The organism is Pseudomonas marginalis (assembly GCF_001645105.1).
Lineage (GTDB): Bacteria > Pseudomonadota > Gammaproteobacteria > Pseudomonadales > Pseudomonadaceae > Aquipseudomonas > Aquipseudomonas petroselini.
Genome location: NZ_LKEG01000057.1, coordinates 19,075 through 37,737 on the forward strand (window position 1 = coordinate 19,075; position 18,663 = coordinate 37,737).

Genomic DNA, 18,663 nt, shown 5'->3' on the forward strand with positions numbered 1-18,663 from the left:
GCAAGCCCCCTCCCACACTAGACGGCCTTCGCCTCGAAAACCGGGCCAGTAACCTTAGGCTTACGAAACACCAACACATTCCCCACCATCACCAGCACCAACCCCGCCAACGCCGGCGCGGTCCACTGATAGCCCTCGGCAAACGCCGACACATTCAACGCCACCACCGGGAACAGCACCGTGCAATACGCAGCACGCTCCGGCCCCATGCGCCCCACCAGCGTCAGGTACGCCGTGAACCCGATCACCGACCCTGGAATCACCAGGTACCACAACGCCCCGACATACCGTGCACTCCAGTCCATCTCGAACGGGATCCCGCGCACCGCGCAATACGTTGCCAACATCGCCGCGCCATACGCCATGCCCCAGGCATTGGTGGTCAACGGCCTGAGCCCAGCCTTCTGCTGCAGACTCGAGAGCATATTGCCGGCCGAGAAACACATCGTCCCCAACAATGCCAAGCCCAGGCCAAGCAGGGTCTGCGGGCTAGCGGTATGCCCCACCACTTCCGGCCAGAACAACAAGCCCAACCCGGCCAACCCCAGGCCGCCGCCCATCAACACATTACGCGCGACCCGCTGGCCGAAAAACACCCGGGCATTGAGTGCGTTCCACAACGTGGCCGTGGAAAACACCACCGCCACCAGGCCGCTGGGGATCCATTGGCTGGCGGTCAGGAAGCACATGAAGTTAACGCAGAACAGGCACAAGCCCTGGGCGACGCAGATCAGGTGCCCGCGGCGGCTCATCACCTGCAACTTGCGACTCAGCAGCAACAGCGCAAACAGCACCAGCGCCGCCAGGCCGAAGCGATACACGATAGACACAGGAATCGCCACCACGCCCAGCTGCCATTTGAGGGCAATCCAGGTGGTGCCCCAGATCAGCACGGTGAGTAAGTAGAGGGAAAGGTTCATGACGGGCTCCGGTGATTGAGCCCCAGTGTCACCCTGCCCCCGTGGAAGGGTCTTGCACAATCTTGCGCTTTTGTCGGGCAGCGGGGGCACAGCGCCAGCATCGCGGAGTAGGATGCAAGGCGTCGGAGAGTATTCACCATGCCAGATCTGGAATCCCTGCAAGTCTTTCAAGCGCTTAACCGCTCACCCAACGCACGGCTCGAAGCCTGCGCCGAGCTCGGTGACGGTTTGTCTGCAGCTTTGTGGAGCAACCACCACGACTCGCAGGATTACCAGGCGCCCAGCCATCACACCCTGTCGTGCTACATCGGCGGCGGCACCGGCACGTTCCGGCGCGACCAGCCCGGCACCAAGGGTGGGCCGGACAAGCTGTGCATCCTGCCCGCCGAGCATCAGTCGGCGTGGGTGATCAATGGCGAGATTCGCCTGGCCCATGTGTATTTCAGCCCGGAGCAATTTGCCCTCGGTTGCGTCACTCTGCTCGACCGCGAGCCCCGCGCATTGCAACTGCGGGAAAGCACCTTTCTGGAGGACGCCAGCCAGGCCCGACGCTTTCACCAGTTGATCGCCCTCAACTGGCACGAACCCGCCGAGCGCCTGCTGACCAGCAGCCTGGCCCATGAAATGCTCAGCCATACCTTGCTCAGCCAGGTAGGCGCGCGCGAGGGGCTGCGTTTGAAAGGCGGGCTGGCGGCGCATCAACGGCGGCGATTGGTGGAGTACATCGACCAGCACCTGGAAGACCCGATCAGCCTGGGCCAACTGGCCGGGATGTGCGCGTTGTCCGAGTACCATTTCGCGCGGATGTTCCGCCAAAGCTTCGGCCTGCCGCCCCATCAATACCTGCTGGCACGGCGGCTGACCCGCGCCCAGGCGCTACTGCGCAGCGGCGCCTTGCCCCTGGGCGAGATCGCGTTGTTGTGCGGTTTCTCCAGCGCCAGCCACTTCACCCATCGTTTTCGCCAAGCCATGGGCGCCACGCCCGGCGAATACCGCCAGGCGCTCGGCACTTAGGTCATCAACCCCAGGGCCTTGGCCTTGGCCACCGCTTGTGTACGTCGCTCCACACCCAACTTGCTGTGGATGCGCCGCGCATGGGTTTTGACAGTGTGCAGGGAGATAAACAGACGATCAGCGATTTCCAGGTTAGAGTTACCAAGGGCGATCAACTGCAGCACTTCCAATTCGCGCTGGCTCAGGGGGTTGTCCACCGCGCCCGGCGTTGACGCCTGCGGCTCCATCCCCAGCTCACTCAACAACCCCGGCGAACGCAAACGCAGTTCACGAATCGCCTGCTGCACCTGACAACGACCGGCCAGTTCCAAGCCGGTTTGCAGCGAGCGACGCGCCAGGGCAGCGTCGCCCAATTGCCAGGCCACTTCACCCAACACCAGGTGCAGCTCGGTTTCCAGGCAGAGCATGCCGCGCTGGTGGGTGGTTTCCAGCAAGGCACTGAGCCGCGCCACCGGTTGCTCGGCGCAGCCCAGTTTGACCTCTGCCAGCACCAGCAAGTATTCCAGGCGCGGAATCAATTCCAGGGTGGCCGGCGGCGCCTGTTTGGCCAGGGGCCCACGGAAGTGGCGGAGCACACGGCGCACCGCTTCTGCCGTCAGTTCGGCGCGACCTTGCTGCAGCCAGAAATGCCCGCTGACCAACAGCAGCACCGCACGGTACACCGTCTCGGGCACCTGGCGTTGCTGCATCAGCCGTTCCGCGTCGCGCAGCTGCACAAAGGCCTGGGCGTAGTCGCCACGGTTGGCGGCCAGCAGGCCCAGGCCGAGAAAACCATAAAGGACGCGCTTATCCTGGCTGTGCAGGCACATTTTCAAGCCTGCCTGGAAACAGGCGTCCGCCAGGCTATCTTGCCCCTGGCGCAATGCCAAGTGCCCGCGCCGCAGGGCAATACGCCCCACCAATGGCCCGGCCTTGAGCCGCTGCTTGAGCAACATCGCCTGCACGTTTTCCAACAAACTCTGTGCCCGATAGGGTGCACCGCGCTGTTCCAGCAACTGTGCGTGATCCAGTTCGAGCAGGGCCTCGAGCAACAATGAACCCTGGGCGCGCGCCAGGCACAGCGCTTCACGGTTCAGGGCCTGGGCAACGTCCAGCTCGCCGCGCAGCAAGGCTTGCTGGGTCAGGCCCGACAGGCACATCAACCGCGAGGTCCAGGCGCTGTCGGGCAAGGCTTGCAACGCTTCAAGGAAATGCTCGCGGGAACGCTCGGCGTCACCGCCCAAGTGCAACAGCCAGCCCCACTGCGCTTGCCAGCGCGCGAGTAAATGCCGCTGCAGTGCCGCCGTCGGTTGCGGAGCGAAGCGCGCCAACTGGTCGATGCATTGCGCGGCCTGGTCGAAGCGCCCGGCGAACAGCAGCGCCGCCGTCACCAGCCCCACCAGTTGCGCCGAGCCGAGCATCAATTCGTCGCCGTGCTGTTCATGCAGGCGCAACAGCAACACCGCGTTCTGCTGACGGAACAAGTCCTCGAAACTGAAATGCTGTAACAGGCTCACCGCCACTTCATATTCTTCGGCCAGCAGCGCGTGTTCAAACGCAGCCTGCCAGTCCTGCTCGGTGGTGAACCACTGGCAGGCGCGACGGTGCCAGGAACGTTTGGCCGGCCAGGGTTCATCGCGCAGCAATTGGACGAGCGGTGGAAAAACCTGTAACCAGTCGGTGTCTTCCCAAGGCTGGATAAACGCACCAAGGGCCTGCAGGTCGCGCAGGTAGTAGTCACCGTCGCCAAAGCCGAACAGGTGCTCGCACAATCCGGTGTTGAAGCGCGGCAGATGGGCGAGCACGCGCCAGGCTTCTGCCAGTTCCGGCGGCAAGGTACTGAACAGTTCGTGCTGCAAGTAGTCGAGCAAGGTCTTTTCCGGATGCCCTTCCCCGAGCAAAGCGATACGCACACCGGCACACCAACCGCCGCTGAACTGCAGCACGCTGTCGACAGAAAGCCCCAGCGCCGGATTGAGCAGTTGCTGAATCTCCTCAGGACTGAACGCCAGATCGGCACCGCACTCCAGCAACTCATCGTCGAGCAGCAACCGTGGCCAATTGCACATCGGCCGGCGCCGCGCCCCCAGCCACCACGTCAACGCCGGGCTGCTGACGGTGAGCAAGCGGTCGAGCAACGCGTCGGTGTCGGGGGTGGGCAAGCGACAGAAGTCATCGAGAAACACCCACGCCGGCGTCTGCCACTGAGTGAGGTCCAGCAGCAACGTCGCTTCATCGGTGAATGACAGGCCGAGGTTCTGCGCCAGGCGTCGGCAAACGTCGACCGGGCTTAAGGCAACACCGTTGAACGGCAGCCAGTACACCTGGCACCCCACCGGCGCCTGCAATGCACACTCGGCCAGCAACGCACTCTTACCGCTGCCACCCGGGGCGCACAGCAATTTGACCCTGACCTGCGCCGCCAGCAAAGGCTCGGCCAGGCGTGGGCGCAGCAGATGGTGGGCGGATAGCCGAGGCATGAATCCAGGACGGTCCAGGCAGCGTGTCATGGCGGTCATTGCTGCATCCTGCGTTCTTATTGTTATGCAACCAGGCACCTACCCTAGTCCTGTGGTTGGCGGTTGTTGAAGAAGTATTCAGCGGGGTGATTTCCAGCCATGCATAAAACCCCATGTGGGAGTTCAGGCTTGCTCCCGATGGCGGTGTATCAGTCGACCCATCCATTGACTGACACGCCCTCATCGGGGGCAAGCCCCCTCCCACCTGTTTGACCCTGCTTCGATCCGGATCAGCGCACCCCTTCAGCCCTCAGCGCAGCCGGCGTGTAGTCCGCCGCCTTGGCATTGAAACCAAACACAAAGCTGCTCTTCTCCTCGTTCTTCATGCCCAGCGCGATGTAGCGCCCGGCGATGATGTCGTAGAGGGTTTCCACGGTGTACGCCGGGGTCTGGTGGTTGTAGTAGAACTGCGCATGACCTTCGGCAACCCGCCACAGTTGGCCACGGCCGTCGTAGTGGTCCACCAGCGCCACCTGCCAGCTGTCCTCGTCGATGTACATGTGGCGCTTGGCGTAGATATGCCGCTCACTCGGCTTGACCGTGCCCACCACTTCCCACACGCGGTGCAGCTCATAGCGGGTCAGGTCCTGGTTGATGTGGCCGGCCTTGATGATGTCGTCGTACTCGAGCGTCGGTTGGTCGAGCTTGTAGCTGTTGTAGGGGATGTACATCTCCTTCTTGCCCACCAGCTTCCAGTCGTAGCGGTCCGGGGCGCCGGAGAACATGTCGAAGTTGTCGGAGGTGCGCAGGCCGTCCGAGGCGGTGCCCGGCCCGTCATACGCCACTTGCGGCGCACGGCGTACGCGGCGTTGGCCGGCGTTGTAGATCCAGGCCAGGCGCGGCTCTTTCACCTGGTCGAGGGTTTCATGCACCAGCAACACATTACCCGCCAAGCGCGCCGGCGCGGTCACCGACTGCTTGAAGAAGGTCAGCACGTTGGCGGCCTTGGCCGGGTCCATGTCGGGGATCAGTTGCGGCACGGCCACTTCTTCCTCGAAGCGGATCGGCGTGTAGCTGCCGTTGGTCTGAGGCGTGGCCTGGGTGATGATGCGCCGCAGGTTGCCGCCGTGATAACGGGTGATGTGGTTCCACAGCACCTCCACGCCATTCTTCGGAATCGGGAACGCGTAGTAGCGGTTGCCGGTGAAGTTCTCCAGGCCGTTGCCGTCGTTGATTGGCTTGACGTTCAGCGCACTGCGCTTGATCGATTCGTAGATCTCTGGCGGCAGGTTGACCGTGCGGTGGGTCGGGTACACCGGGATCTTGTAGGTCTCGGGGTAGCGCTTGAACATCGCCACCTGGCCGTCGGAGAGTTTGTCCTTGTACTTGTCGACGGTGGCGGCGGTGATCACGAACAGCGGTTTTTCACTGGCAAACGGATCGGCCAGGAAACCCTTGCTGTCCACCGCACCGGCGTTTTTCGGAATGCCGCCGGTCCAGGCCGGAATCGAGCCGTCGGCGTTGCCGGCTTTTTCGGCGCCTACCGGGGTCAGGGTGGTGCCGAGCTTGGCGGCTTCTTCCGGTGACACGGCGGCCATCACGTTGGCTGCCAGCAGGCTGAGGGCCATTACCGCAAATATCTTACGCATAGAGTCTTGTCCTTCTTTAAGCCAGATCAGAAGTTCACGCCGAAGCTGAGGGCGAGGAAGTCACGGTCGGTCAGGGTGTTGTAGTCGCCACCAAAGAAGTCGGTGTAGCTGAGGCTCGCGGTGTAGGTGTTGCGGTAGTCCGCATCCACGCCAACACTGATGGCCTTGGCGCCTTTGTTGAACAGGCCGTTGGGGCCGTAGCCGGCAACGTCGTGGGACCAGGAGAGGTTGGGCTTGAGGTTCACCCCGGCAATTGCGTTGTTGTAGTCCAGGATCGCCCGTGCGCGGTATCCCCAAGAGGTAGAGGTGACAAAGCCGTCGGTATCACCCTGAAAACCGTAGGCACCGTAAACCGAGTCTCGGCCGTAACGCAGCTTGGATTTATCTTCCAGGCCGGCGACATGCACAACAGCCGCTTCGCCCACCAACGTCAGGCGCTCGGCGCCCAGGACCTGGTCGAAGAACTGGGTCATGGTGCTTTGGATCTGGGTGATTTCCTTGCGGCGGTAGCCTTTGTTGTCGTCGCCGAAATTGCTGCGAATGGGTGAGGCCAGTTGGCCGGAAGTGGGGTTGATCAGGGCCAGGGTGAGGTCGGTTGTATTCAGTTGCACCGGTGCGTTTGGCCGGTAGCTGATCTCGCCAGTCCACGCCGTACCGGTGGGCAAGGTGGTGGAGAAGCTGGCGCCAAACAAGCGGATATCTTCCGGGTATTCAAGGTAATACTGGCCACGGCCGAGCATAGTGCTGGTGACCAAACCGTCCCCGGTTCCCGGCCGCAGGAAGTTGGCAAGGTTACGGATGGAAGTCATCGTCGTCGCGTTAGAGTTGTTGGTAATCGTGCCTACCGTGGGCGTTCGACTGTGGTAATTCATGAAGTACACGCCGTACTCGGTGTCATCGCCCAACCAACGCAGGGCGGCACCAAATTGGCCGGAGTCGCGTGCGTCACGGTCGCCGGCGCGGCGCACGATTACCCCCTCATTGGTCACACTGAACCCTTGGCCAAAGTTCGCTGCCACCGGCTGCAAAGGCGCAATCGCCGGGTTCCCCACGGTGTAGTTGTTGGTGCAGCCGTCCGCCGCCACATCGCCACCAAAGAAGGTGCCGCAGTTGTCCAGCACCGTCTGGTCCCACTCCAATTGGTAGAAGCCTTCCAAGGTCAACTGGTTGGTCAGGCTCTGGGAAGCGAACAGCATGTTGACCGGAATCAACCCCTCCTTGATCTCGGCGCCCGGCCGACGAAATGCCGAGACGTCGATGGGGTTGATGCTGTTGATGGAGTTACCGATGAAGGTGCTTTCGCCCCAGCTCACCACCTGCTTGCCCGCACGCACAGTGCCCGGCAAATCACCCAGCGAATAGTTGTGGTAGACGAAGGCGTCGAGGATTTGCGCGCCGCTGGACTTGGCGCCTTCCTTGCGGTTGTGGTTGCTGATCGGCTTGAACTCGCGGTCTTCGTCCTGGAGCTCGAAGTCGTACCAGTATTTACCCCGCACAAACACGCCCGTATCGCCGTACTTCAATTCAAGGTCGTGCAGGCCCTTGAAGATCTTGGAAAAGGTTTCGCCCTTCTTGAAGTTCAGCCGGCCGTCATCCCCGGTGGACGCTTGCCCGGTGCCGCCATTGACGGTGCCCACCAGCTTCTTGTCCGCATCGCGCATGCCCCAACTCGCGCCCACCGACAGCGAGGAATCGAATTGCCCTTCGATCTCGCCAATGTTGAACGAAACAGCCTGTGCCTGCGCACAGCAACCCAACGCAACCGCAGCGGCCAGCGCCTGTGGCTTGAAGATGGCGCGCATTGTTGTTTTTGTCATGCGTCTTCCCCGGTGAGTGACAGAAGGCCCCACCCTACTGCCGACTATCGGGAGCGATAAGCGCACCAAGGAGGGATTCGTGTTGTCGCTCAAAAGGATGACAGGGCGCTCTGGCCGGGGTCTGGGCGCACGCATGCGTCGGGTGGATGGGGGGTTATCAGGAGAATGGATGGAGCGCAGCGTGACTGTTGCCGATTCAGCAACAGTCCTTGTCATGAATCGGCATTACTCATTTTGTTACAAGCAGCTATTCTTGCCGGGCTTTCAGGGCAAACCGCTCGCTTCCGCCTCCGGAAGAAAAGCCAGCCTCAAGATGGATTGATGTCTCTATTCAATCTGTTACCTGTGTTAACGGACGTTGATTTGTCGCTCCTTGATCCAACGTCTTACTTCAGCCGCTGCCTTTGCAGCGGCTTTTTTTTGTCAAAAATAAAACGGGGCGCCATCAGCGCCCCGTAGGATTAAAGCTTTTTCAAGCAATGATCACAGGCTGTACTTCTGCAAATTGGCCATCATTTCCTTCAAGGCCTCGATGTTGTCCTTGGGGTGTGCCGCCCCTTCGAAGTCGCAGATCTGCTGCCAGTGCGCCGCCACATCCTCGGGTGAAAAACCCGCCTCTGGATCAAAGCCTACACCCAGGCTGCGCTCCCAGCGGGTCTTGCCGATCCAGCCGCCGCCCACTTCAAACAGGCCCGAAGTTTCCTGGCACGCCTCACTGCCCAGGTACACCACCAATGGGCTGACCAGCTCCGGCTTGAGGCGCTCGAACACTTGCGGCGGGATCAGGCCTTCGGTCATGCGCGTGCCGCCTGTTGGGGCAATGGCGTTGACCAGGATGTTGTTCTTGCGCCCTTCCAGCGCCAGGGTGCGGGTCAACCCATACAGCCCAAGCTTAGCCATGCCGTAGTTGGACTGACCGAAGTTGCCGTAGATGCCCGAGGTGGACGCGGTGAAGATCACCCGCCCGTACCCTTGCTCGCGCAGATGCGGCCAGGCGGCGCGGGTGACTTTGTAGGCGCCTTCGACATGCACCCGGTAAACCAGGTCCCAGTCGCTGTCGTCCATTTTGTGGAAGGTCTTGTCACGCAGAATACCGGCGTTGTTGACCACCACGTCGACACGGCCGAAGGCGTCGAGGGCGTTCTGCACGATCTTGTCACCGTCGGTGACAGAGTCATGGTTGGCTTCGGCGATACCGCCGGCTTCGCGAATCTCAGCCACCACACGGTCGGCGGCCGAAGCATTGGCACCTTCGCCCTGGGTGGAGCCGCCCAGATCGTTGACCAGCACTTTGGCGCCATGCCTGGCGAACAACAGCGCATGGGCCCGGCCCAATCCGCCGCCGGCACCGGTGACGATCACGACCTTATCCTGGAACTGCACTGAATCACTCATACCAAACTCCAATGGCGACAATGGGAATGGGTTGAGTGTCAGGCACAGGGGTCATGGTCACAATAACCACGACTGAGCCTGAATGGTGCTCGATAAGGCAGAGGGATGATCATGCGGGCGCAGGCGTACCTGCGATGCAAGCGCCTCGGTCTTTCAGTTGAACCGCCGCGATGCTATCGCAGGCAAGCCACACCCCACACTGGGCCAGCAATGCGCTCACGAAACGCCAGATAGTGCTTGAGCACCTGCACCGGCGCCTCGATCTGCGGGTAGTGACCGATATTGGACAGCAGCACCGTATCCGCGTGGGGCACCAATTCGCGGTAACGCTCGACCATATGGGCACCGGAGATCGGGTCGATCTCGCCATCGATCACCCGCAGCGGCACGTCATCCCGTTGCATCGCCTGCACCCAACGCTCACGCAAGCGGCGCCGTTGTGGGATGTAGGCGATGAGTTTGTGCAGGATGCGCGTGCCTTCGTGACTATTGATCAGGCTCCAGAAGTCATCCAGGGCGCTCTCACTCGGGCGGGTATTGGGGCCGAAGATCTGGCTGAAGCTGTCCGCCAGGGCATTACGCCCGAAGGCTCGGCCGATCATCCAACCCAGCGGGCTGAGCAAAAGCTTTTGCACCAGCGCGGTGCGATGAGTTTCAGGGAACAACCCACCATTGAGAAACACACAGCTGGCCATGTGAAAACGGCCCTCGTAGTGCCGAGCCAGCAACTCCTGGGCGACGCTGTCGCCGTAGTCGTGGGCCAGCACGTGCACCGGTTGCTTGACGCGCAGGTGTTCCAGCAGCGCCTGTTGCAAATCCGCCTGTTCCAACAGGCAATAACCGTGGTCCAGGGGTTTTGCGGAATCGCCAAAGCCGAGCATGTCGCAGGCGATCACCAGGTTGCGCTGGGCCAGCGGTTGCCACAGGTAATGCCAGTCCCAACTGGCGGTGGGAAAACCATGGATCAACAGCAACGGCTCACCTTGCCCTGCCACCCAGTAACGGATGGTGCGGCCATGGAAGTCGAAGGTCTGGCTGCGTTTGCGCCAGACACTGAGGGGGATCTCGGCGAGTGGCATCAGGTTTTATACTCAGGATCGACGCGGTCCAATTTGCGCAGCAACGCCGGCCAGGCCAGCGCGCCCCCCATACCTTGAGCACTCTTGGTGACCGCCGCCGCCATCACCTTGGCACCGGCGAGTATCTGCGGCCCGATGGCGATCAATTCGGCACCGCCGTTTTGCGCCAGCACCTGGATATCGCAGGCGCGCTGGAAGATAAACATCATCAAAAAGGTGTCGGCGATGGTGTCGCCGCAGGTCAGCAGACCGTGGTTGTGCAGCATCAGGAAATTGTTGTCGCCCAGGTCGGCCTGCAAACGGGCCTTCTCTTCGTGGTTCAGCGCCACCCCTTCGTAGGCGTGATAGGCCAGGCTCGACAAGACAAATATCGACTGCTGGCTGATCGGCAATACGCCCTGTTTCTGCGCCGCCACCGCGACACCGGCTGCGGTGTGGGTGTGCAGCACGCAGGTCACGTCGTGACGCACTTCATGGATGGCGCTGTGGATGGTGTAGCCCGCAGGGTTGATCTCGTAGGGGCTGTCCATCAGCTTGTTGCCGGCCTGATCGACCTTGACCAGGCTCGACGCAGTGATTTCGTGGAACATCAGCCCATAGGGGTTGATCAGGAAATCATCGGTACCCGGCACCTTCGCCGAGATGTGGGTGAAGATCAGGTCATCCCAGCCATGCATCGCCACCAGGCGATAACAGGCGGCCAGGTCGACGCGGGTTTGCCACTCGGCGGCGCTGACCTGATCTTTGAGACTCAATGACGATAGGACCGGGGCTAGACTCACAATAATGACCTCCTTGGCGCATTTTCTTATTGTTTTTTTGACTGATGGGCCAGTCTAGTCAGAGGTCGTGGCTGGAGGAGTTGCCTTGGCAGCCAGCTTGATGACCGTGCGGGTCAGCGTTGAGAATAGTTTAAATCCTCACAAGCGGCGTCAGAGAAGTGCCGCCAATAAAGGCGCGGCGCGGGCGGTTTCCATGGGCACCGTCACCGCCAGCAACCGCACTGGATGCCTGAGAATCAAGCGAACTTACGCTAAAGCGCGCAGTGCAGTGACCAGCTCAGCCAGCCAGGGCTCGGCGTCGGTTTCCGGGGTGACGCTTTCGCTGGCATCCAGGCGCAGCATCGGCAGCACTTCACGCACGCCCAGTTCGCCGAACAGCTCGCGCATCTGCTCGCCGCCACCACAAAAGGTATCGCCATAGCTGGCGTCGCCCAGGCCGATCACCGCACCGGGCAGGCCGCGCCAGGCGGCGGGCAATTGGTCGCGAATGCTCGAATACAGCGGTTGCAGGTTGTCGGGCAGTTCGCCCATGCCGGTGGTAGAGGTCACCGCCAGAAAGGCCTGCGGGGCAAACGCCTGTACATCCGCCAGGCTGGCACGGGGGTTATGCCAGGCTTCGAAGCCGGCCTCTTTGAGGAGGTCGGCAGCGTGACGGGCGACTTCTTCAGCGGTGCCGTAGACCGAGCCGGAAAGGATGGCGACTTTCATCAATCTGATCCTGTAGTTGAGCGAAAGCCTGGGATATTAACAGCTGACGCAAATATTTCGGCGCACCCCGTGCAACATTCAGAGCATGTCATAAACTGCCAACTCCAATCACAAGCCATGGACCGCTCAATGATTAACGCCAAGCTGATGCAACTGGTCATCAACGCTTCCAACGACGGCATCGTCGTCGCCGAACGCGAAGGCAAGGACAAGCCGCTGATCTATGTCAACCCGGCATTCGAACGCCTGACCGGCTACACCCTGGATGAAATCCTCTACCAGGATTGCCGCTTCCTGCAATCGGGCGACCGCGATCAGCCGGCCCTGATGGCAATTCGGGAAACACTGGAGAGCGGTGGCGCATGCCGGGAAATCCTGCGCAATTACCGCAAGGACGGCAGCCATTTCTGGAACGAACTGTCGCTTTCCACGGTGTATAACGAAGCCGACAAGCAGACGTATTTTGTGGGTGTACAGAAAGACGTCACCTTGCAAGTCAAGGCCCAGCAGCGGGTGGGTCAACTGGAAGCCGAACTGAACCAGGTAAAAGCCGAACTGGCTGCGCTCAAAGCGACGAGCGGATTCAACAAAATTTAGGAGATGTCATCATTAGAGGCGATAATGGCATTTTAACACCTCCTACCATTGAGCAAGAGCGATGCAACGCGACGCGCTTCTGACCCAGGATGAGTTGGATTTCATTCAGAATATGCAGCACAACCCGCAGCTCAACCTGCGGGATACTTCGTCGAGCCTGACAGTCAACGGTGGTGCACAGATTCGCGATTTGCTCACGCGACTCGCCGCCCACGACCATCTCACTATCCAGGCGCAGTTCGATAACCAGCAACTGACCTTCCCGCTGCACCTGGTGGAAGATGAGTTTCACGCCGTGCACCTTCGCCTGGGGGTGCCGAGTATCTTCGAAGACGGGCCCATGATCCGTCCGTGGCGTCTCGCGCTTGAGGCCCCGGTGGCACTGGAAAACGTCAACGGCATCGCCGGCGCACTGTGGGTGCACGAAGTGTCATTCAAGGGCGTACTGGTGGAAGTTCGTGGTCGGGTCAAGCCGCCGAAGACCTTTTCGCTTTGGTTCAGCCCATCCGGCTACGAGCGCATCGCATTGCGCGGGACACTGGAGCGGGAAACCGCCCGGGGCTTGTTTGCCTACCGCCTGAGCCAAAGTGATGCAGATGAAATCGAGCGCCTGCGCCAATTCATTCTGCATCAGCACCGCATGGTGCACCCGCAGGCGCACGCCTGATTTCAGGTATCCAGGTTACCGCTGAGAAACTGCTGCAAGCGGCGCTGCATCAGGCGCCCTTCACTGCCCAGGCAACCGATCGACGAACCTGCCAGCTCTTTCTGCGCCAGGTCTGACGCAGCACCCGCCAGGAACAGCGGGCAATCCAGGGTCAATGCCAGGCGATTGAGGCGCCCAGGCAGGTCATGGTTATGTGCGTGGTTGGAAAAGATGATCAGTGCCTGGGGGCGAGTCTTTTCACAGACCAGGGTTAATTCATCAAAAGGCTGGCCCATGCCCAGCACCTTAACAGCCAGATCATCCCGACTGATCAACAGCGCCGCCACCAGCAGCTCCAATTTGCGGCACTCGCCAGGCATGGCCGTCAGCAATACACGGGGCGCAGGCGACAGGGTCGCGGTTTGCAGGCGCTGGAAGGTATGGATACGCAGGAAGGCGTCGAAGAACAGCCACTCACTGGCTTGGCCAAAACGCCCCTGGTGACGCAACAGCTCGTTCCATAAGGGCATAAGAATGTCCTGGAACGCCACGCTGATGGGGTAGAGCGCAAAAATCTGGCCGTACAGGCTCTCCAGTTGGCGGTCGTCAAAGGCGCTGACGGCGTGTAACAGCCGCGTCCGCCATTGTTGCAAGTCACCTTCCTCGATCACATCGTGCCCAGCGCGAACCACGCTGGCCTGCAAATCGTCGCGGGCGAGAATCTTGCCGACCTTGCTCACCGATACACCTCGCTCGATCCAATCGAGGATGCGATTAACGGTCGCAATATCGGCCTTGGAGTAGAGCCGGTGCCCACTCTCGGTGCGCACGGGCTGGATCAGACCATAACGCCGCTCCCAGGCACGCAGGGTGACTGGATTGATGCCTGTCATTCTCGAGACTTCACGAATCGGAAACAGCTCATCCGAATCGAGCGATTCTAGATGCAAATTGCTATCACTTGAGGCAGTAATCACGGGTATGAGAGACCAAAAGACCAACGAAAATTGGATCCTCATTTAACGCCTTTAGACCTGTCTTTTTCAAGGTCCCTGCTTATTCGGACCAATGCCTCTGGTGTATTTCTACAAAACGGGAATAATCCTTGCCTGTTTTTACGTAGCGGCAACACCCCGCCGCTATGTTTGTGCGCCCCCTACCCGGCCCAGCGCACCCGAATACTTGGAGATACACAATGTCTACCTCTCCCGTCACCTTGATGGTTGCGCGTCGCGTGGCCAAGGGTCGCTACGAAGAACTCATGGCCTGGCTGCGCGAAGGCGAGCAATTGGCCACGGACTTTCCCGGCTACCTGGGCTCAGGCGTACTTGCCCCGCCGCCCAACGATGATGAATTCCAGATCATTTTCCGCTTCGCCGATGAAAAAACCCTGCATGCCTGGGAGTTTTCAGCCTCGCGCAGTACGTGGCTGAGCCGTGGCAGTGAACTGTTTGCCGACCCTTCCGAGCACCGCGTACGCGGCATTGATGGTTGGTTCGGCGCGGCAGGTGCACGCCCTCCTCGCTGGAAACAGGCCGTGGCGATCTGGCTGGCGTTTTTCCCGGTGTCGCTGCTGTTCAACTTTGTGCTGGGACCACTGCTCGGCGGGCTTGACCTGGCGCCGCGCGTACTGGTCAGCACCCTGGCGCTTACGCCGCTGATGGTTTATTGGTTCATCCCGTTGTCGACCCATCTGTTGGCAAACTGGCTGCATCCTGCCCCGGCACCGCGCAAGGCCACTGAAGCTGCGGCGTGAATACAGGGGCGGCCGGTCGCTGGTATAGTTTCAATCTGCCAGCGATTCGAGCTCCCCATGACCGCACCAAACGCCCCGATCCTGATCACCGGCGCCGGCCAACGTGTCGGCCTGCATTGCGCCCAGCGCCTGTTGGACGAGGGCCACTCGGTTATTTTCAGCTACCGCAATGAGCGCCCCGGCGTACATGCCCTGCGTGAACGCGGCGCGATCGGTGTGTATGCCGACTTCTCCAGCGAGGCCGGGATTCTGGCGTTTATCGCTGAGCTCAAGACCCGGACCGACAGTCTGCGCGCGATCATCCATAACGCCTCGGCCTGGGTCGCGGAAACGCCTGGCGACGAAAGCCGCGCTTTTACCGACATGTTCAGCGTACACATGCTTGCGCCGTACCTGATCAACCTGCATTGTTCGCCTTTGCTGCAACGCTCTTCACCCGCCGATATCGTGCATATCAGCGATGACGTGGTGCGCAAGGGCAGCCGCCGACACATCGCCTATTGCGCCACCAAGGCAGGGCTCGACAGCCTGACGCTGTCGTTTGCCGCGCAGTTTGCGCCGTCGATCAAGGTCAACGGCATCGCGCCGGCCATGGTGATGTTCAACGACGGCGACGACGCAGCCTACCGCGCCAAGGTACTGGCCAAGTCGGCACTGGGCATCGAACCCGGGCCCGAGGTGATCTACCAGAGCGTGCGCTACCTGCTGGACAACCCCTATGTCACCGGTACCACCCTGACCGTCAACGGCGGGCGGCATATCAAGTAAGCCGTTTGTGAGGATGTTGTATGACCGTATCCCTGCCCCACCATTACCGCGAGATCCTCAAGGGCTTGGGCGAAGACCCCGAGCGCGAAGGCTTGCTCGACACCCCCAAGCGCGCCGCCAAGGCCATGCAATACCTGTGTCATGGCTATGAGCAGAACCTGGAAGAGATCGTCAACGGCGCGCTGTTTACCTCTGACAATGACGAGATGGTGATCCTCAAGGACATCGAGCTGTACTCGCTGTGCGAGCACCACCTGCTGCCCTTTATCGGCAAGGCCCACGTGGCCTATATTCCGACCGGCAAGGTATTGGGCCTGTCGAAACTGGCGCGCATCGTCGATATGTTTGCACGCCGCCTGCAGATCCAGGAAAACCTCACCCGGCAAATTGCCGATGCTATCCAGGACGTGACCCAGGCAGCCGGTGTGGCGGTGGTAATCGAAGCCAAGCACATGTGCATGATGATGCGCGGCGTGGAAAAACAGAATTCAACCATGAACACCTCGGTGATGCTCGGCGCGTTCCGCGAGTCGAACACCACGCGCATGGAGTTCCTGCAACTGATCGGACGGAGCAAGTAGCAATGCCACAACTTCAACCAGGCATGGCGCGCATCCGGGTCAAGGACCTGTGCCTGCGCACCTTTATCGGCATCAACGAGGACGAGATCCTCAACAAACAGGATGTGCTGATCAACCTGACGATCCTGTATGCCGCCCAGGAAGCCGTGCGCGACAACGATATCGACCACGCGCTGAACTACCGCACCATCACTAAGGCGATCATCGCCCACGTCGAGGGCAACCGTTTTGCCCTGCTGGAGCGCCTGACCCAGGAGCTGCTGGATTTGGTGATGAGCAATGAGTCGGTGCTGTACGCCGAAGTCGAAGTGGACAAGCCCCATGCGCTGCGCTTTGCCGAATCGGTTTCGATTACCCTGGCAGCCAGCCGCCACCCCTGAATTGTCAGTGAGCCCTATGAACGACCAACAACGCCTCGAACTCGAAGCCGCCGCCTTCCGCCGGCTGGTGGCCCACCTGGACAGCCGCAAGGATGTGCAAAACATCGACCTCATGAACCTCTCGGGCTTCTGCCGTAACTGCTTGTCCAAGTGGTACAAGGCCGCGGCCGATGAACGCCAGATCGACGTCAGCCTCGATGACGCCCGTGAAGTGGTGTACGGCATGCCGTACGCCGAGTGGAAAGCCCAGTACCAGAAAGAAGCCAGTGCCGACCAGCAGGCGGCGTTCGCCAAAGGCGTCAATGACCCTGCGCCCGTCAAAGGCTGAATTCGGCAATAGCGAATTAACGTTAAAACAACCAAAGGAAGGTTAAGTGAAGCACTCTGTATACACACTCGCTTTAACGCTGGGCCTGTTATCGTTATGCGCTTGCTCCACCGCTGACAAATACGCCAGCGGACGCTATTACGAAATTTATTCGGTGAGCGGCTTGGGCGCTTGTGAATTCAAACCGGCGTTCAACGATTGCGCCGAGCAACGTGTTTTCGACGTAAAGATATCGGACAACAAAGAGAAAATTGCGTTAGCGAAGTTTATCAACCCCAGTGACAATGTCAGCTTCTTTGGCTTTATCCGAAACGATTACCCGGCACAAGTTAAACCGGTACGTGACTTTCTACTGTGGGCGCAGGCCGATACGCACACCGCCAAACATTTAACGATGAAACGGCCTGCGGGTAACGCCTATGGCTATCTCTTCGAAAACAGAGAGGTCGAGTATCAGTTTGACTTTACTCAGACCCGCGCGGGCGTGCCGATGCTGGTGATTCACATCGATGGCAAGGATCGCTACTTCGGGCTGACGGTAGAACAGGCAAAAAAACTGCTTTCCACCCTGGATGCCTGGTACGAAAATCGTGCTGTGGGGTACAAGCTGACGTAATCCTGCGGGCAGGCAGCCGCAACGGCTGCCTGCCACGCTCGAATCAGAACCTCTGCAACCTTGAAGTGCCCTCATCACAGTTTTTCAAGGCCAGGTCGGTGACCGGCTTTTTATCGTAGTAGCCCTTCTCGGTTTTATAGACTTCATAAACAGTGAGCTTGCGCGGTGCATACTGATTAACGAAGAGCCCGGTCACATAATAGTAAGAGCCTACGACCGGTCTGAATGTAACGGTACTGTACGAACCATTAGCGGTAATCATGCGCACTGCAATATTTCGCTGTGCACTGACCCAAAACTCGCGGCGTAGCGGAGGCGTTTCAGGGATCTCGGGAAACCCTTCGATTTTATTATTCAATGCCGTCTGAAAACCGACCGCATTATTGGTGTAGCCATTTTGCGGGTCATCCAGGTTGATACACGTAGCGGTATTGGGGTAAACACGAACATAGTCAATATTACGGTTATCAAAACTCACACCGACACGTTCGCCGCCCTGAACGTCCTCCAGCTTATGGCTGTAGGTAGCGACTGAACAACCACTTAACACGATCCCCGCAATCGCCGCAGACAGCATTATCCTTAACACAGCAACTCCTACTGTTATTCAAACCCCGCACTCCTTAAACCGAGCCGAGTGACTGCACGGATTCTAGGAAGCACCAAGACGAAAACGCAAACGCTTTAAAATATCCTGGCATGGAATGATCTCAACAAGCAAAAAAGTTACCATGGGCGCGCGTGCACATACGCTGATGAATACTGATTCCGAACGTTAATAAGGCTCCATACCCATGACCGACCTGACCACTCTGCGCGCCAGCCTCAACAGCGGCGAACACGTTTTTGCCGATACCTTGGCGTTTGTTGCCGCAGGTTATGACTACCAGCCCCAAGCCTTTACCAATGGTGATGTAGAAAATGCGGTGGGGCAGAACGAAGGGTCGTGCAAGACCTTGGGCCTGGCACTGCTGGAAGGCTTGAGCGACCAGGAAGCGCTGTTGGCATTTGGTGAGCATTACCGTTCGGTGGTGGCGACGCCTGAGGGCAATGACCATGGCAATATCCGCGCATTGATCGCGCATGGCCTGGCAGGCGTTAAGTTCACTGCACAGCCACTGATCCGCAAGTCCTGAGTCAGGTGCAGATCAACATGTGGGAGGGAGCTTTTCCCCTCCCACAAAAAAAC

The 18,663-nt window shown here is 59.9% G+C and carries 21 protein-coding genes; 11 read left to right on the forward strand and 10 right to left on the reverse strand.

Annotated features, from left to right (window positions below; translation table 11 throughout):
• Positions 1-17 precede the first annotated feature (17 nt).
• Complete coding sequence (locus tag AO064_RS27175; RefSeq protein ID WP_064055173.1) at positions 18-920, reverse strand: DMT family transporter; 903 nt, start codon at positions 918-920, stop codon at positions 18-20.
• A gap of 138 nt (positions 921-1,058) precedes the next feature.
• On the opposite strand from AO064_RS27175, the gene AO064_RS27180 reads away from it, so the two are divergent.
• Entirely contained in the window at positions 1,059-1,934 is an 876-nt protein-coding gene (locus AO064_RS27180) for a helix-turn-helix domain-containing protein (protein WP_064055174.1), read from the forward strand.
• Here AO064_RS27180 and AO064_RS27185 read toward each other — a convergent pair.
• The 3 genes from AO064_RS27185 to AO064_RS27195 form a co-directional block, all read right to left on the reverse strand.
• The gene (locus tag AO064_RS27185) at positions 1,931-4,432 is read right to left on the reverse strand and encodes a helix-turn-helix transcriptional regulator (protein WP_064055175.1); all 2,502 of its coding nucleotides are present in this window, start codon (positions 4,430-4,432) and stop codon (positions 1,931-1,933) included. The two genes, AO064_RS27180 and AO064_RS27185, sit on opposite strands and share 4 nt — an antisense overlap.
• Positions 4,433-4,662: 230 nt before the next feature.
• Positions 4,663-6,021 (reverse strand): DUF1329 domain-containing protein, encoded by a 1,359-nt coding sequence (locus AO064_RS27190; protein ID WP_064055176.1) that lies wholly within the window; start codon positions 6,019-6,021, stop codon positions 4,663-4,665.
• Between the two features lie 26 nt (positions 6,022-6,047).
• Positions 6,048-7,838 carry a DUF1302 domain-containing protein gene (locus AO064_RS27195; RefSeq protein ID WP_082893992.1) on the reverse strand — a complete coding sequence of 597 codons (1,791 nt, stop codon included), beginning with the start codon at positions 7,836-7,838 and terminating at the stop codon, positions 6,048-6,050.
• Between the two features lie 169 nt (positions 7,839-8,007).
• Here AO064_RS27195 and AO064_RS30840 point away from each other — a divergent pair, with 169 nt between their 5' ends.
• On the forward strand, positions 8,008-8,160 hold the full coding sequence (locus AO064_RS30840; protein WP_156521581.1) for a hypothetical protein: 153 nt from the start codon (positions 8,008-8,010) through the stop codon (positions 8,158-8,160).
• A gap of 161 nt (positions 8,161-8,321) precedes the next feature.
• On the opposite strand, the gene AO064_RS27200 is transcribed toward AO064_RS30840, so the two are convergent.
• The 4 genes from AO064_RS27200 to AO064_RS27215 form a co-directional block, all read right to left on the reverse strand.
• The gene (locus AO064_RS27200; RefSeq protein ID WP_064055178.1) at positions 8,322-9,233 is read right to left on the reverse strand and encodes an SDR family oxidoreductase; all 912 of its coding nucleotides are present in this window, start codon (positions 9,231-9,233) and stop codon (positions 8,322-8,324) included.
• A 173-nt stretch (positions 9,234-9,406) separates the two neighbouring features.
• Positions 9,407-10,312 carry an alpha/beta fold hydrolase gene (locus tag AO064_RS27205; RefSeq protein WP_064055179.1) on the reverse strand — a complete coding sequence of 302 codons (906 nt, stop codon included), beginning with the start codon at positions 10,310-10,312 and terminating at the stop codon, positions 9,407-9,409.
• The gene (locus tag AO064_RS27210; protein WP_064055180.1) at positions 10,312-11,094 is read right to left on the reverse strand and encodes a class II aldolase/adducin family protein; all 783 of its coding nucleotides are present in this window, start codon (positions 11,092-11,094) and stop codon (positions 10,312-10,314) included. The genes AO064_RS27205 and AO064_RS27210 overlap by 1 nt, the downstream gene beginning before the upstream one ends.
• 246 nt (positions 11,095-11,340) lie before the next feature.
• Entirely contained in the window at positions 11,341-11,802 is a 462-nt protein-coding gene (locus tag AO064_RS27215) for a flavodoxin (protein WP_015885826.1), read from the reverse strand.
• Positions 11,803-11,931: 129 nt separating this feature from the next.
• Between AO064_RS27215 and AO064_RS27220 the strand changes: the two genes are divergently transcribed.
• Together AO064_RS27220 and AO064_RS27225 are read left to right on the forward strand one after the other, a co-directional pair.
• The gene (locus AO064_RS27220) at positions 11,932-12,399 is read left to right on the forward strand and encodes a PAS domain-containing protein (protein WP_015885827.1); all 468 of its coding nucleotides are present in this window, start codon (positions 11,932-11,934) and stop codon (positions 12,397-12,399) included.
• A 61-nt stretch (positions 12,400-12,460) separates the two neighbouring features.
• Positions 12,461-13,066 carry a hypothetical protein gene (locus tag AO064_RS27225; RefSeq protein WP_015885828.1) on the forward strand — a complete coding sequence of 202 codons (606 nt, stop codon included), beginning with the start codon at positions 12,461-12,463 and terminating at the stop codon, positions 13,064-13,066.
• Positions 13,067-13,068: 2 nt separating this feature from the next.
• On the opposite strand, the gene AO064_RS27230 is transcribed toward AO064_RS27225, so the two are convergent.
• On the reverse strand, positions 13,069-13,938 hold the full coding sequence (locus AO064_RS27230) for a MerR family transcriptional regulator (RefSeq protein ID WP_244159548.1): 870 nt from the start codon (positions 13,936-13,938) through the stop codon (positions 13,069-13,071).
• Between the two features lie 302 nt (positions 13,939-14,240).
• Here AO064_RS27230 and AO064_RS27235 point away from each other — a divergent pair, with 302 nt between their 5' ends.
• The 6 genes from AO064_RS27235 to AO064_RS27260 are packed head-to-tail and all read left to right on the forward strand — an operon-like array spanning position 14,241 to position 17,474.
• Positions 14,241-14,801, forward strand: coding sequence for a putative antibiotic biosynthesis monooxygenase (locus tag AO064_RS27235; protein ID WP_064055182.1), 561 nt, complete (start codon positions 14,241-14,243; stop codon positions 14,799-14,801).
• A 57-nt stretch (positions 14,802-14,858) separates the two neighbouring features.
• The gene (gene folM / locus AO064_RS27240) at positions 14,859-15,569 is read left to right on the forward strand and encodes a dihydromonapterin reductase (RefSeq protein ID WP_064055183.1); all 711 of its coding nucleotides are present in this window, start codon (positions 14,859-14,861) and stop codon (positions 15,567-15,569) included.
• A 20-nt stretch (positions 15,570-15,589) separates the two neighbouring features.
• Positions 15,590-16,150 carry a GTP cyclohydrolase I FolE gene (gene folE, locus AO064_RS27245; protein ID WP_064055184.1) on the forward strand — a complete coding sequence of 187 codons (561 nt, stop codon included), beginning with the start codon at positions 15,590-15,592 and terminating at the stop codon, positions 16,148-16,150.
• 2 nt (positions 16,151-16,152) lie between these two features.
• Complete coding sequence (folX, locus tag AO064_RS27250; RefSeq protein WP_043205882.1) at positions 16,153-16,530, forward strand: dihydroneopterin triphosphate 2'-epimerase; 378 nt, start codon at positions 16,153-16,155, stop codon at positions 16,528-16,530.
• A gap of 16 nt (positions 16,531-16,546) precedes the next feature.
• Entirely contained in the window at positions 16,547-16,858 is a 312-nt protein-coding gene (locus AO064_RS27255; protein WP_064055185.1) for a DUF1244 domain-containing protein, read from the forward strand.
• A 46-nt stretch (positions 16,859-16,904) separates the two neighbouring features.
• Positions 16,905-17,474 carry a hypothetical protein gene (locus AO064_RS27260; protein ID WP_082893994.1) on the forward strand — a complete coding sequence of 190 codons (570 nt, stop codon included), beginning with the start codon at positions 16,905-16,907 and terminating at the stop codon, positions 17,472-17,474.
• A gap of 43 nt (positions 17,475-17,517) precedes the next feature.
• On the opposite strand, the gene AO064_RS27265 is transcribed toward AO064_RS27260, so the two are convergent.
• Complete coding sequence (locus tag AO064_RS27265) at positions 17,518-18,063, reverse strand: hypothetical protein (protein WP_208602921.1); 546 nt, start codon at positions 18,061-18,063, stop codon at positions 17,518-17,520.
• A gap of 205 nt (positions 18,064-18,268) precedes the next feature.
• Here AO064_RS27265 and AO064_RS27270 point away from each other — a divergent pair, with 205 nt between their 5' ends.
• Positions 18,269-18,610: a HopJ type III effector protein gene (locus AO064_RS27270; RefSeq protein ID WP_064055187.1), complete on the forward strand. Its 342-nt coding sequence runs from the start codon at positions 18,269-18,271 to the stop codon at positions 18,608-18,610.
• The last annotated feature ends 53 nt before the right edge of the window (positions 18,611-18,663 follow it).

Bases quoted from the DNA above. Each gene is read 5' to 3' on its own strand.
- AO064_RS27175 (WP_064055173.1), bottom strand. From the start codon at position 920: ATGAACCTTTCCCTCTACTTACTCACCGTGCTGATCTGGGGCACCACC.
- AO064_RS27180 (WP_064055174.1), top strand. From the start codon at position 1,059: ATGCCAGATCTGGAATCCCTGCAAGTCTTTCAAGCGCTTAACCGCTCA.
- AO064_RS27185 (WP_064055175.1), bottom strand. From the start codon at position 4,432: ATGACCGCCATGACACGCTGCCTGGACCGTCCTGGATTCATGCCTCGG.
- AO064_RS27190 (WP_064055176.1), bottom strand. From the start codon at position 6,021: ATGCGTAAGATATTTGCGGTAATGGCCCTCAGCCTGCTGGCAGCCAAC.
- AO064_RS27195 (WP_082893992.1), bottom strand. From the start codon at position 7,838: ATGACAAAAACAACAATGCGCGCCATCTTCAAGCCACAGGCGCTGGCC.
- AO064_RS30840 (WP_156521581.1), top strand. From the start codon at position 8,008: ATGGAGCGCAGCGTGACTGTTGCCGATTCAGCAACAGTCCTTGTCATG.
- AO064_RS27200 (WP_064055178.1), bottom strand. From the start codon at position 9,233: ATGAGTGATTCAGTGCAGTTCCAGGATAAGGTCGTGATCGTCACCGGT.
- AO064_RS27205 (WP_064055179.1), bottom strand. From the start codon at position 10,312: ATGCCACTCGCCGAGATCCCCCTCAGTGTCTGGCGCAAACGCAGCCAG.
- AO064_RS27215 (WP_015885826.1), bottom strand. From the start codon at position 11,802: ATGAAAGTCGCCATCCTTTCCGGCTCGGTCTACGGCACCGCTGAAGAA.
- AO064_RS27220 (WP_015885827.1), top strand. From the start codon at position 11,932: ATGATTAACGCCAAGCTGATGCAACTGGTCATCAACGCTTCCAACGAC.
- AO064_RS27225 (WP_015885828.1), top strand. From the start codon at position 12,461: ATGCAACGCGACGCGCTTCTGACCCAGGATGAGTTGGATTTCATTCAG.
- AO064_RS27230 (WP_244159548.1), bottom strand. From the start codon at position 13,938: ATGACAGGCATCAATCCAGTCACCCTGCGTGCCTGGGAGCGGCGTTAT.
- AO064_RS27235 (WP_064055182.1), top strand. From the start codon at position 14,241: ATGTCTACCTCTCCCGTCACCTTGATGGTTGCGCGTCGCGTGGCCAAG.
- folM (WP_064055183.1), top strand. From the start codon at position 14,859: ATGACCGCACCAAACGCCCCGATCCTGATCACCGGCGCCGGCCAACGT.
- folE (WP_064055184.1), top strand. From the start codon at position 15,590: ATGACCGTATCCCTGCCCCACCATTACCGCGAGATCCTCAAGGGCTTG.
- folX (WP_043205882.1), top strand. From the start codon at position 16,153: ATGCCACAACTTCAACCAGGCATGGCGCGCATCCGGGTCAAGGACCTG.
- AO064_RS27255 (WP_064055185.1), top strand. From the start codon at position 16,547: ATGAACGACCAACAACGCCTCGAACTCGAAGCCGCCGCCTTCCGCCGG.
- AO064_RS27270 (WP_064055187.1), top strand. From the start codon at position 18,269: ATGACCGACCTGACCACTCTGCGCGCCAGCCTCAACAGCGGCGAACAC.